Annotated in this window: 13 protein-coding genes and 1 tRNA gene; 10 read left to right on the plus strand and 4 right to left on the minus strand. The window is 31.3% G+C overall.

The window, feature by feature from the left end:
• The first annotated feature begins 527 nt into the window (after positions 1–527).
• The 6 genes from CXF54_RS05375 to CXF54_RS05400 all read left to right on the plus strand — a co-directional run bounded on the left by CXF54_RS05375 (position 528) and on the right by CXF54_RS05400 (position 5,713).
• Positions 528–2,786, plus strand: coding sequence for a ribonuclease R family protein (locus CXF54_RS05375; protein ID WP_101202748.1), 2,259 nt, complete (start codon positions 528–530; stop codon positions 2,784–2,786).
• 186 nt (positions 2,787–2,972) lie between these two features.
• Entirely contained in the window at positions 2,973–3,275 is a 303-nt protein-coding gene (locus tag CXF54_RS05380; RefSeq protein WP_101202749.1) for a YbjQ family protein, read from the plus strand.
• Between the two features lie 61 nt (positions 3,276–3,336).
• A complete protein-coding gene (locus CXF54_RS05385; RefSeq protein ID WP_101202750.1) occupies positions 3,337–4,017 on the plus strand; it encodes a head GIN domain-containing protein in 681 nt (226 codons plus the stop codon).
• A gap of 124 nt (positions 4,018–4,141) precedes the next feature.
• Positions 4,142–4,819 (plus strand): LysE family translocator, encoded by a 678-nt coding sequence (locus CXF54_RS05390; protein ID WP_090837085.1) that lies wholly within the window; start codon positions 4,142–4,144, stop codon positions 4,817–4,819.
• Between the two features lie 69 nt (positions 4,820–4,888).
• Positions 4,889–5,353 carry a GldL-related protein gene (locus CXF54_RS15700; RefSeq protein WP_410503938.1) on the plus strand — a complete coding sequence of 155 codons (465 nt, stop codon included), beginning with the start codon at positions 4,889–4,891 and terminating at the stop codon, positions 5,351–5,353.
• Between the two features lie 9 nt (positions 5,354–5,362).
• Positions 5,363–5,713: a ribose-5-phosphate isomerase gene (locus CXF54_RS05400; protein ID WP_101202752.1), complete on the plus strand. Its 351-nt coding sequence runs from the start codon at positions 5,363–5,365 to the stop codon at positions 5,711–5,713.
• A gap of 189 nt (positions 5,714–5,902) precedes the next feature.
• Here CXF54_RS05400 and CXF54_RS05405 read toward each other — a convergent pair.
• Positions 5,903–5,973: transfer RNA gene (locus CXF54_RS05405), tRNA-Cys, on the minus strand.
• 50 nt (positions 5,974–6,023) lie between these two features.
• Entirely contained in the window at positions 6,024–6,386 is a 363-nt protein-coding gene (gene folB, locus CXF54_RS05410) for a dihydroneopterin aldolase (RefSeq protein WP_090837092.1), read from the minus strand.
• Positions 6,387–6,539: 153 nt separating this feature from the next.
• Between folB and CXF54_RS05415 the strand changes: the two genes are divergently transcribed.
• The 3 genes from CXF54_RS05415 (at position 6,540) to CXF54_RS05425 (ending at position 11,204) form a co-directional block, all read left to right on the plus strand.
• Entirely contained in the window at positions 6,540–8,552 is a 2,013-nt protein-coding gene (locus CXF54_RS05415) for a glutamine--tRNA ligase/YqeY domain fusion protein (protein ID WP_101202753.1), read from the plus strand.
• 46 nt (positions 8,553–8,598) lie between these two features.
• Entirely contained in the window at positions 8,599–9,945 is a 1,347-nt protein-coding gene (locus tag CXF54_RS05420; RefSeq protein WP_101202754.1) for a TPM domain-containing protein, read from the plus strand.
• 98 nt (positions 9,946–10,043) lie between these two features.
• Positions 10,044–11,204 carry a GNAT family N-acetyltransferase gene (locus CXF54_RS05425; RefSeq protein ID WP_101202755.1) on the plus strand — a complete coding sequence of 387 codons (1,161 nt, stop codon included), beginning with the start codon at positions 10,044–10,046 and terminating at the stop codon, positions 11,202–11,204.
• Positions 11,205–11,239: 35 nt separating this feature from the next.
• On the opposite strand, the gene CXF54_RS05430 is transcribed toward CXF54_RS05425, so the two are convergent.
• Positions 11,240–11,752 carry a hypothetical protein gene (locus tag CXF54_RS05430; RefSeq protein WP_090837100.1) on the minus strand — a complete coding sequence of 171 codons (513 nt, stop codon included), beginning with the start codon at positions 11,750–11,752 and terminating at the stop codon, positions 11,240–11,242.
• A 70-nt stretch (positions 11,753–11,822) separates the two neighbouring features.
• Positions 11,823–12,749, minus strand: a complete 927-nt coding sequence (locus tag CXF54_RS05435; protein WP_101202756.1) for an SPFH domain-containing protein — start codon at positions 12,747–12,749, stop codon at positions 11,823–11,825.
• A 77-nt stretch (positions 12,750–12,826) separates the two neighbouring features.
• Here CXF54_RS05435 and CXF54_RS05440 point away from each other — a divergent pair, with 77 nt between their 5' ends.
• Complete coding sequence (locus CXF54_RS05440; RefSeq protein WP_090837104.1) at positions 12,827–13,510, plus strand: hypothetical protein; 684 nt, start codon at positions 12,827–12,829, stop codon at positions 13,508–13,510.
• Positions 13,511–13,546 lie beyond the last annotated feature (36 nt).

Raw genomic sequence — 13,546 nt, forward strand, 5'->3', positions numbered from 1 at the left:
CTGATTGTTTTTTAAAACTTTTGTTAGGATTATCCAGATAATTTTCCAAACCAAAATTGGTTATTAACAACCAAAAAAGTTAGCACTTTTTTTTTGGAGACTTATCATTAAAAAAAAGACACATACCAACATGAAAAAATTAAATACTTATTAAAAATACATTGTCAACATACGTTGTTAACAGTTGTTAATAACCTAAGTATTTTGTTTATTATCAATTACTTTAACCTTTTAATAACTTGTTAATAGAGTGCTTTAGTAAACAAATCAAATCAAAACCTTAAAAAGTTATACCGCTATTAACAAGCAATAATAATCACTATTTTTTTTTAAAATTTTAAAAGAAAATAAATGATATATAGTATATATGTGGATAACTCTAAAAAAGAGATTTAATATTAGTTTAATATTAGTTAAATATTAAAAACGTAGCTTTGTATAAACTTAATAACCAATCTTCTCCTTGTATTAAGTTTGAACATAACAGAATTTCGAGTAACTTAGAGATTCAATAGATTACAAATTACATGACAAAAAAGAAACACAGGAAACCTTCAAACAATAAGATTTCCAACCTTACAAATACAATTCTTAGTATTTTAAAAAAAGAGAGAAACCAAAGCTTTAACTATAAGCAAATTGCTGCCAAAATAGGAGTTAATGATGCTAGTAGTAGAAATCAAATTATAAAAAAGCTTGCTAAACTTAAGGCTGATGCCGAAATAGAAGAGGTAGAACGCGGAAAGTATAAAGCTATACTTAATAACGAATATCATATCGGTATTTTTGATGCAGCACAACGTGGTAACGGTTACGTTATTTGCGATGCTTTTGAAAACGATATATACATAGCCTCTAATAATGTTAACAAAGCATTAAACGGTGACGAAGTAGAATTATACGTTTATAAACGCAGAAAACAAGGTAAACTAGAAGGTGAGATTACCAATATTATTAAACGTGCTAAAACAGAGTATGTTGGTATTATTCAAATCCACGAAAAGAAAAACTTTGCTTTTGTAGTAGTAGATGGTAATAAAATGAAAACTGACATTTTTGTACCGATAAACAAGACTTTAAAAGCCGAAGATGGTGATAAAGTTGTTGTTACTATGGAGGAATGGCCAGATAAGGCAGACTCTCCAAATGGGCGTGTGATTAAAGTTTTAGGTAAAGCAGGTGAGCATAATACAGAAATACATTCCATTTTAGCAGAATATGGTTTACCATATGAGTTTCCGGAAGAAGTAGAAGCCTATGCTAATAACATTGATTTAAAAATTCAGCCAGAAGAAATAGCAAAACGTCGTGACATGCGTAAAGATTTAACCTTTACAATTGATCCAAGAGATGCTAAAGATTTTGATGATGCCTTATCATTTACCGTTTTAGATGACGGTTTATTTGAAATCGGGATCCATATTGCAGATGTATCGCATTATTTAAAAGAAGGTACCGTTTTAGATGACGAGGCTTATGAGCGTGCAACATCCGTGTATTTAGTAGATCGTGTCGTACCTATGTTACCAGAGATTTTATCTAACGGAGCATGCTCTTTACGTCCACATGAAGAAAAATATACGTTTTCTGCAGTGTTTAAAATAAATGAAAAAGCGGAAATTAAAGACCAATGGTTTGGTCGTACAGTAACGTACAGTGATGCACGTTTTGCTTATGAAGAAGCTCAGGCAATTATAGAAAATAATATTGCGTTTAATAAAGCTGAAACTATTTCTAATCCAGAAAAGATTGATACTAGCATTCCTGCAGAAGTATCTATAACAGATAAAGCTTATAATACAACACCAGAAATAGCACAAGCTGTTTTAAAATTAGACGAATTGGCTAAACAAATGCGTGGTAAACGTATGCAATCGGGAGCAATTAGTTTTGATAAAGTAGAGGTTAAATTTACTTTAGATCAAGACGCTAACCCAGTAGGTGTACATTTTAAAACAAGTAAAGATGCTAACAAGTTAATAGAAGAATTTATGCTTCTAGCTAACAAAAAAGTATCGGAATTTGTATCAAAAATGACACCACCAAGGACGTTTATATACCGTGTGCATGATGAGCCGGACGAAAGCAAACTAGCGTCTTTACAAGGTGTAGCTGCTAGATTTGGTCATAAATTAGATTTTAAAAGTAAAGCAGGTGTTGCAGCCTCTTTAAACCAATTATTATCTGATGTACAAGGTAAAAAAGAACAAAACTTAGTAGATACTTTAGCTATTAGAACTATGTCTAAAGCGGAGTATACTACCAAAAATATAGGGCATTACGGATTGGCATTTGGAGATTACTCTCACTTTACATCTCCAATTAGACGTTATCCTGATGTGATGGCACACAGATTATTACAACGTTATTTAGATGGCGGAAAAAGTGCTAATCAAGAAGAATATGAAGAGAAGTGTAAACATTCTAGTAACATGGAATATTTAGCAACTAAAGCAGAACGCGACTCGACTAAATACATGCAGATTAGATTTATGCAAGATCACCAAGATGAAGAATTTGTTGGTGTTATTTCTGGAGCTACAGATTGGGGAATTTATATAGAAATTATCTCAAACAAGTGCGAAGGTATGGTCCGAATCAGAGATGTAAAAGGTGATTATTACGAGTTTGATCAAGAACAATACGCTATTATTGGTCGTGATACTAAGACCATGTATCAATTAGGAGACGAAGTAATTGTTAAAGTAAAAAATGCAGATTTAGTAAAACGTCATTTAGATTTTGATTTAATAGGAAAATACGAACCTAAAGAAGTTTCAGAATAATCTATAATCAACACTACTAACATTCATACTACCATGAATGTGATAATAAATAAAGAAAAATTGTATCAAGGACTTTTAAAGTTATGGTACAATTTTTCTATTTTGGTACCAATTAAGAAATAAGGGTTGTAGATAAAACTTGTAACATTTCAATAAAATTTTCAACTAATAAATAAACAAATAACCATGATATTAACAACAACAAACTCCATTGAAGGATTTAGAATAGTAGAATATAAAGGGATTATTACTGGAACGTCTTTTGAAATGAAAACAAAATTTTCTTTTAAGACTGAGAAAAATAAAAATATAACTACAGACGTTATTGATGAAGCTAAAGAACACGCTTTTCAAGAATTACAGACTAATGCTAGTAATTTAAATGCAAATGCAGTTGTTGGTATTAGTGTAGATATGGAAATTGTTAATGGCTCTCACTTTTATGTTTCAGTTACTGGAACAGCCGTTTCTGTGGCTACAGATAAATAATTGTTAATAACTGTAACATTCCATAAAAAGAATGCTCTTTATTAAAACAAAACCTTTTAAAATGAAAAATTTATTACTTGCAGTATTCTTTTTAAGCACTACTTTTTTAGTAGCACAGAATCCTATAAATAAAAATGTTGGCGATTTTAATGAAGTTAAAGTCTTTGATTTAATTAAAGTTAGCCTGGTAAAATCTGACGAAAATAAAGTTATGATTACTGGCGAAAACGCTGATGATGTAGAAATTATTATCAAAAACAACTTACTTAAAGTCCGCATGAAACTGGATCGTAGTTTTGATGGTACCAAGACATTTGTAGCTGTACATTACTCAGATATAAAGCTTATTGATGCTAACGAAGGTGCAAAGGTTGTGGGTAATGAGTTGATTACGCAAGGCAGTATTGAACTTCGTGCGCAAGAAGGTGCTTCTATTATTGTTGGCTTAGATGTCGATAGAGTAACTGTAAGGGCTGTTTCTGGCGGAATTATAGAAACTAGAGGTAAAGCCAACACTCAGGATATTACGCTTAATACAGGCGGTATTTACGAGGGACGTGATTTTGAAACAAAAAATACTACTGTAAAAGTAAGAGCTGCGGGAGAAGCAGAAGTAAAAGCAAGCAACTCTGTAGATGCACGCATCACTGCTGGTGGAACTATTGATATATACGGAAACCCAAAAAATGTAACTAAAAAACAAACATTTGGTGGTAAAATTAGAGTAAAGGATACCGAGTAAAATAGTATATTATATTACATCAAAAAAGCCTCAAATTATATTTGAGGCTTTTTTTATTTGTAGCTATTGTACTATGTGTTAACTAAATATTTTCTTTACTTTGTAATAAACTCAACAAAAATCAATGTTCGACGACATACTTGCAGCTATTCCTTTTGGTATTATACTTTCTTTTACCGTAGGACCTGTTTTTTTCGTTTTATTAGAAACTAGTGCTACCAAAGGTGCTAGAAGTGCATTAATCTTTGATGCAGGTGTAATTTTAGCTGATGTTTTATTTATAGTTGTTGCATTTTTTAGTACCGAAAAACTGGTTGGTAAAATTGAAAACGATCCAAATTTTATAATCTTTGGTGGTGTTTTACTAGTGGTTTATGGGTTAATTTCTTTTATAAAAACATCAAGATCGTTTAGATCAATTGTAAAAGAATACCATAAAGTTGAAATTCAGAAAGACTATGGTAAGCTTTTTATAAAAGGTTTTTTACTTAACTTTATTAACATTGGTGTGTTATTAGGTTGGTTAGGTTTTATAGTTTTGGCTAATAAAATTACAACTTCAGAAAATGGTGTGATTGTGTTTGTAAGCACAATGTTAATCGCTTATTTTGTTACTGATTTGTTTAAAATTGTTGCTGCCAAGCGTCTTAAAAATAAATTAACGCCAAGGTTAATTTTTAAAACCAAAAAAGTTATTGCTATTGTTATTCTAGGATTTGGTATCTTACTACTTGCGCAAGGCTTTTTTCCAGAAGAAAAAGAAAAACTTAAGGAAAAACTTGAGCAAATTAATCCTTTATAAAATAGCTTCTTGGATACTATTCAACCTAAAAAATTTAATTTACTGCTTCGTATTTGTATCTCAATTTTATTGATTGGTGCGTTGTTTAAAATAATGCATTGGCCTTATTCTAATACATTAATGCTAATTTCTATCTTAGGAATTCTGATTTTATACCCACTAAGATTTATTCCTATTGTAGAAAAATCGACAATGGATTATGTCAAACTCGCATTAGTAGTATTGTGGTGTTTTAACTATCTGATTACCATATTTCATCTCTATCAACTTCCTGTATTTTTTAATGTTATGTTATTACTATTATTTGGTTGGTGGTTTATTAATGAAGGGACTAGTGTTCTTAATTTTGGTAACATAAAAATTAAAGGGGTTTTAAAAGTAGTGTATATTGCTTTTGCAATTTTTGCTGTTGCTTGTATTTTTTTAGGCGCGCTATTTAAAATTCAACATTGGCCTTACAGTAATTTATTATTTGTAATTGGGGTGACAAGTACTTCAATTTTAGTCACTGTTGATTACTTTGTAAGAGATTAAAATAATTGTATGGCTAAAACACAATATCATATCTATGTTGTCGAGTTATCTAAAAAAGTGTTTACTCAAAATACTAAGTTTAGAGCTGCTAATCCTCAATTTAACGGTGTACTAGAGTGTTTGTATGTTGGTATGACTAGCAAAACACCTAAAGAACGGTTTTTACAACATAAGACTGGTTACATTAACAAAAAAGGGCATAAACTATCCTCAAACATTGTGGAGAAATATGGTTCTTATCTAAGACCCAGCTTATATAATCACATTGGACCAATAAGTACTAGAGCTGAAGCTTTAAAAATGGAAGAAGCATTAGCATTACAGTTAAGAAGACAACGGTATGCGGTTTGGTTTAATTAATTACTTATAGTCATTGCGAGGTACGAAGCAATCTCTAAATAATTTTCAATCATAAATTAGAAAAAATAAATGTTTTATCTAAGTTTTATTCTTAAATGATTGTTATTGTGTACATGCTTTTAATCATTTAAAATTCATCTAAAAACACGATATAAAAAAAAGCGCTACTTATAAAGTAACGCTTTCTTGAGGTGTCGAGCGGATTCGAACCGCTGTAGATGGTGTTGCAGACCACTGCCTAGCCGCTCGGCCACGACACCCTTAATAGGACAGCAAATATAAAAATAATTACTGTTTTTCCCTATTTCTGTTAGTTTTTTCTTTTTTCTGTTAATTCGACGCTAACCATCTGTACATCACCACCAATTGGAGGATTTATTTTACTTACAGCTACAGTTGCAACAGTTATTAATGTATCTTCTTTGAAAATACGGTCTAAAATACGCTTAGCAACATGCTCTAAAAGTGCACTTGGAGTTGCCATTTCTTCGACAACAACTTTATTTAAAAACACGTAATCTACAGTATCTTCTAATTTATCTGAAGTTGTACTTTTTTGTAAGTCCGCTTTTACTTTTAAATCTACTTTGTAGTCACTTCCAATTGCAGTTTCTTCTTTTAAACATCCATGGTAAGCAGTTACACGTATATTTTCTAATTTAATTATACCCATTTTCTATAAATTTTGAGCAAAAGTACCTAAAATAGTACTTTACTAAATTTTAAAGTGTGGTTAAATTCATTTCAACTAAAAAATAACTAATTTTACAGCTTATAGTTAAATTGGTATTTGACCAATAATCTGTTAAAGTAAAGCACAAAATATATGTCTGAAGATAAAAAATCGCTTAATTTTTTAGAGCAAATAATAGAAGAAGATTTAACCAATGGTTTAGATCAAAGTAAGCTTCGTTTTAGATTTCCACCAGAACCTAATGGTTATTTACATATTGGTCATACTAAAGCTATCGGTATTAGTTTTGGTTTAGGAGAGCGTTATAATGCACCTGTAAATTTGCGTTTTGACGACACCAATCCAGCTAAGGAAGAACAAGAGTATGTAGATGCTATTAAGGAAGATATTTCTTGGTTAGGTTACAAATGGGCTAACGAGGTATACTCTTCAGATTATTTTCAAATCTTATTTGATTGGGCAGTACAGTTAATTAAAGATGGCAAAGCATATGTAGATTCTCAATCTTCAGAAGCTATGGCAGAGCAAAAAGGGACGCCAACTCAACCAGGTGTTGATGGTCCTAATAGAGATAGATCTGTGGAAGAAAACTTAGACCTTTTCATGCGTATGAAAAATGGCGAGTTTAACGAAGGAGAACATATTTTACGTGCTAAAATAGACATGCAACATCCAAATATGTTAATGCGTGACCCTTTAATGTATCGTATTTTAAAGAAAGCACATCACAGAACAGGAGACGATTGGTGTATCTATCCAATGTATGACTGGACACATGGCGAGAGTGATTATATAGAGCAAATTTCGCACAGTTTATGTTCATTAGAGTTTAATCCACACAGAGAGCTTTACGATTGGTTTAAAGAGCAAGTGTATACTTATGGTAAAGACACGTATCCAATGCAACCTAAACAACGTGAGTTTGCACGTTTAAACCTTAGTTATACGATAATGAGTAAGCGTAAGCTACTTAAATTGGTAGAAGAAGGTATTGTAAACGGATGGGACGATCCACGTATGCCTACCATTTCTGGGTTACGTCGTCGTGGTTTTACACCAGACTCAATCAAAAAATTTATTGATACAGTTGGTGTAGCAAAACGTGATAATATTATTGATGTTGCACTTTTAGAATTTTGTATCCGCGAAGATTTAAATAAAAAAGCACCACGTGTAATGGCGGTTTTAGAGCCTTTAAAAGTGGTAATTACAAACTATCCGGAAGATAAAGAAGAATGGTTTGAAGCAGAAAATAATCAAGAAGACGATGCTGCAGGTTTTAGAAAAGTACCTTTTTCTAGAGAAATTTTTATAGAAAAAGAGGACTTTAAAGAAGAAGCAAGTAGTCAATTTTTTAGATTAAAACTAGGCGGAGAGGTACGTCTTAAAAATGCATACATTATTAAAGCAGATAGTGTTGTTAAAGATGCAGATGGAAACATTACTGAAGTACATTGTACCTATTCTGACGATACAGAACGCCGTATTAAAGGAACATTACATTGGGTAAGTATTAAACATGCAGTTAAAGCTGAGGTTAGAGAATACGATAGATTATTTTTAGACGAAGCACCAGATAGTCATGAGGATAAAGATTTTATGGAATTTATAAATCCTAAATCTTTAAAAATTATTGAAGCATTTGTAGAGCCAAGTTTAACAGAATCTAAAGTAGGAGAGCAGTTTCAGTTTCAACGTTTAGGGTATTTTAATGTAGATACAGATTCTAAATCGGAAGCTTTAGTATTTAATAAAACAGTTGGATTACGTGATAGTTGGGCAAAACAAAAACCACAAACTAACACTGATAATAACCAACAAAAACAACCACAAAAAAGTACTAGATCTGCTATTGATCAAATCAAATCTTACGGTAAAAAGTATGACAGGATGAAGCCAGAACAGCAAGATCAGGCTAAAGCCGAAATACAAGCACTTGCTAAAGAGGTGACTTATCAAGATTTAGAACCACTTTTTGGTACGTCTGTTAAAAAGACAGGAACACGTGTAATTACCATGATATCTTTAGGTGTTTTATTAGATAATGGCTTAGATAAAAACGAAGCGATAGAGGACTTTATTAACAAAGCGTTGGAAGATAAAAGCGACCTGTTAGTAAACGAAGCTAAAACAATAAATAACTAATTTAAAACCTACCCGATGTAACAATTTGGTAGGTTATTTTTTTCTATTGAAACACTTTAAAATAGTACTGTTATTCCTGTTAGTTTGTATACACTATACAAACGCACAAGATTACCCTATCATTTCTGATATGGTAACAGATAATGCGGCTATTTTTAGTGATAAAGAAGCAGCGTCTTTAAGACAAAAATTAATGTCTTATGAGGCAAAATCGTCTCACGAAATTGTAGTATTAACTATTCATGGATTAGATGGAGATACTATTGAATATTATGCTTATTCTGTATTTAATGAAGACGGTAATAACTTTGGAAAAGAAGGTATTGATAATGGTATTTTAATATTAATTGCTCCAAATGACAGAAAGGTTAGGATAGAAGTAGGAGATGGTTTAGAGTTTATTATTACAGATGCTTTTGCGTCTAGAATTATTAGAGAACGTATTACACCACTATTTAAGCAGGGTCGCTTTTTTGACGGAATTGATGCAGCGACAACAGAGCTTATTAAACTTATAGAAGATCCTATTTATGCTAATGAGTTTGCTAATAGTATAAAAGAAGAAGCTGTGTCTACCAGAGATAAGTCTACAGATGGTGTGCATTATATGACTAAGATAATTGTCTCATGTATTTTGTTAGTCTTCTTTTTTTGGATTGGTGTTTATGCTTATTATAGGCTAATAATTAAAAAGAGTTTTAAAACATTTAAGCTTAAAACATTATATAAAAATCATAAAACTAAATTTCTAATCTATGCGGCTATTGCTTTATTGATTGTTCATAGCTTTTATGTGTTTTTTTTGAAACTATTTTTTGGTTTACTGCTAACGGGCTTTTTATCAATTTTTGTATTTATTGGCTATTTTGTGTTATTAAAGATGGCGTTTACTAGGGCGATTCTTATTTTTAAAAGTTTATTTACGGGGCAATTAGGTATTTTTATTTATCTGTTTTATATCCCAACAACGCTGTTTTTGTTTGTGGCAGGATTTTTATTTGGTTCTCTACCAATTGTAATGGGTTTCTTTTTTATGCTTAGCCTTGTTTTTGGTGAAGATATTAACAGGTTTATGGCCAACGTTGAGTTTATTTACGTGTTATTCTTTTTCTTATCCGTTATTATTCTTTTTCATTTTATAGCAATATATTTTGCTATTTATCAAATAAAAGGCGAGTATAATAAGACCTTTGGATTTTCATTTTTTAAACGTGATGCTAAGTTACATTCCGAATTAAATCCAGGATCTGCAAGAGGCTACTCATCATCTGGATCTTCTAGTTATTCGTCATCGTCGTATTCATCTTCACGATCATCGTCATCGTCTTCTAGTAGTAGTTATTCTGGAGGTGGCGGTCGCTCTTCAGGAGGTGGGGCAAGTGGTAGTTGGTAATTATATAAGTCCTTATTTTTAATGTTACATTTAACTTTTGTAACTTTTTATATTAATAGAGACTGATACAGTAATAATCAGTCTTTTTATTCACACATTTGATACACTTTAAAATTTATAAATCAGTTTCAGATCTTCCTTTGTCTTGGGATGGTTTACCTACGCGTGACGTGTTTTTAAAAACACCGTTTTTAAGGGCGTTAGAAGTATCCTGTCCAGATAATATTGAGACTAACTATGTAGCTATTTTTAAAGACAATAATATAGCCGGAATTGCTATTATACAACGTGTGGAGTTATATCTTGACAATGTGTTTAGAAACACGTCGGATAATGCCTTAAAACGCGTTACAAAGTCAGTTATAGCAAAAGTAGTGAGAGGTAATACTTTAATTGTTGGTAATTTAATGCATACTGGTCAACATGGTTTGTATTTTAATCCTTCAGTTATTACGCAAACAACGTATTTAGAGACGGTTTTTAAAGCGATTGATAGCTTATCCATACAGATTAAGCAGGATCTTAATAAAACCGTTAGAATGGTGTGTTTTAAAGATTATTTTGAAACGGATGTCCTCCATACAGAAGCTGCTTTATTTACAGCCAATGCATTATACAAAGTACAGGTCCAACCTAATATGATTTTTGATATTCCACAACAGTGGACTACGATCAACGATTATACAACTGCATTAACTAAAAAGTATAGAAGTAGATATAAAACAGCACTTAAAAAAGCCTCTGTTATAACAAATAGAGAATTGAACTTGGAGGCTATTGAAGCTGCTTCAGATCAAATTTATGGTTTGTACAAGACCGTGTCTGATAATGCTAAAGTAAATTCGTTTTTATTACACGACAGGCATTTTTTCAACTTAAAAAAAGAATTAAATGACCAGTTTAAACTGTTTGGATATTATCTAAATGATCAATTGGTGGGCTTTTACACTTTAATTTTAAACGATACTCACTTAGAAACCTACTTTTTGGGTTACAATTCTGAATATCAATACAAACATCAATTATACTTAAACATGTTATATGATATGCTAAGTTTTGGGATTGTTAATAAGTACACTCAAATTGTATATGCTAGGACAGCAATGGAGATTAAAAGCTCTGTAGGTGCTAAGCCTAAAACCATGCATATTTACATGAAACATACTAATACAACGTTTTTAAACCCACTATTAAAACGGATTGTAAATACTTTAAATCCTAGTATTAATTGGGAAGAAAGACATCCTTTTAAGGTATAAAAAAGCCTCAATGTTAAGTTGAGGCTTTTTACTAATTATTCAGTTATTGGTTCTGTTGTCATATCATCTTCTGGTATGGTTAAGCTAGTTTCAAAGTTTGGAAGAATCATGTCTAACAACGCTTTGTTTTTAATTTGTTTTGCTTCAATAAAATACCAATGTTTAGCGTCTTCATTATAAATTCCTAAAAGGTAACTTTTAGATTTTATACGCATATTATTCATTACCATTTGATTAAAACCTTCCACAACACATCTGTGTTGGTCTTGTTCAAATACAATGTCTGACACCGCAATTACTTCTGCTTTTTCAAAAACAAAACCTTGTGTTTTCATTTGGCTAAAGGTATCTTCTAATATTTTAAGACCTGCTTCTTCACCACCCATTAATTTTATAACACTTGGTAATGTGTATTTAAACACGGTTTTATAATCTTCTTTTAAAGTAGCTTCGCTAGTAATTTTAGCATCACTCAACGCATCTTCTTTTGTTTGAGCAAACCCAAAATTGATACATAGTAATACTATTATTAAGGCTAATTTTTTCATTTTTATTATTTTAAAGGTCATAAAAAAAGGCTTATTCCTTGAAATAAACCTTTTTATAATAGTTATAATTTTAGTTCTTTTTATTTAGTTTGGCTTGTTTCATAGCTTCACCAATTTCATTACTTGCTGCAAAACTAGCAACCATATCATTTAGCATATTGCTTCCTGCTTGTGGCGAGTTTGGTAACAAAATTAAGTTACTGTTAGTTTCACTACCAATAGCTTGTAACGTATCATAATGTTGCGTAACAACTATTAAAGCAGAGGCTTCTTGACTGTTAATACCAACTTTATTTAATACTTCTACAGACTCTTCAAGTCCTCTAGCAATCTCACGTCTTTGATCAGCAATACCTTGACCTTGTAAACGCTTACTTTCTGCCTCAGCTTTTGCTTTTTCAACGATTAAAATACGTTGTGCATCTCCTTCGTATTGTGCAGCAGTTTTTTCTCTATCTGCAGCGTTAATACGGTTCATTGCTTCTTTTACTTGTGCATCTGGATCAATATCTGTAACTAACGTTTTGATAATGTCATACCCGTAATCTAGCATAGCTTCGTTAAGTTCTGATTTTACTGCTATGGCAACATCATCTTTACGTAAAAACACATCATCAAGAATCATTTTAGGTACTTCTGCACGCACCACATCAAATACATAAGATGTAATTTGATCATGCGGGTAGTCTAATTTATAAAACGCATCTTCTACTTTAGCTTTAATAACTTTGTATTGTACAGATACTTTTAGACGTACAAATACATCATCTTTAGTTTTTGTTTCTATAATAACGTCTAATTGTTGGATTTTTAAACTTAATCTTCCTGCAATTTTATCTACTATTGGAATTTTAAATTGTAATCCTGATTGTCTAATACTTTGAAATCTACCAAAACGTTCTATTACAGCAGCAGTTTGCTGTTTTACGGTAAATACTGATGAAATTAAAATGATCAGTCCTAAGACAATTACTACTATTAAAAATGGATTTAACATGTGTACATGGTTTTAATGGTTACTTTATTTGGTTTACTAAATTAAGTTATATTTGCCGACAAAGCCCTTAATTTACAATGAAAAAACTTCAACTTATCTTATTAGTAGCACTAACCATAGGTTTTGTTACAAAAAACTTTGCACAACACACCAGTTACAAAATAAAAAACGGATTCTCTCTAGGTGGAGGACTCACTCAATTTGACATTATTACAGACAATTTTGACACCAAAAAAGGTGATGGTTGGATTGCTAATATGACGGCAACTGTAGATATACCTCAAAAATGGTTTAATGTTAGTTATGGTATGCAATTATCAGAAAACACCATTAGTACAACAGGTTTTGACTTAGCCTCTACGTTAGCAGCACAGGATGTTGAGTATAAAATTTTTACTGCTCAGGTACAATTTTTATGGCATGCAAAACCGTTTAGAACCTCTCATTTTACAATTGATTTTGGTCCAATGTTACAATACAATAGTGATCTAGAATTAAGTGATGATCAGCAAGAAGATTTTATATTAGCCGATTTTGATACGGTTAGAGCTAGTGCTGTAAAAGACTTAAATAACTTTAACGTAAATGGTACTATTGGTGCAACTTTAGGAATGGGATTTTTTAAAGTCAGAGCACAATACATTTATGGGTTTACTAATATTTTAGGCGCCTTAAATGATTCTGATTTTAATCAAACTTTAGGTAGAGATTTTAAAGGACATCAAAGTATGTTTGCCTTTACAGGTATGATTACTTTTTAAAATAAAAGTCTTTGTAATAAAACTATAAATGATATA

The sequence above is a fragment of the Olleya sp. 1-3 genome, assembly GCF_002836085.1.
Classification (GTDB): domain Bacteria; phylum Bacteroidota; class Bacteroidia; order Flavobacteriales; family Flavobacteriaceae; genus Olleya; species Olleya namhaensis.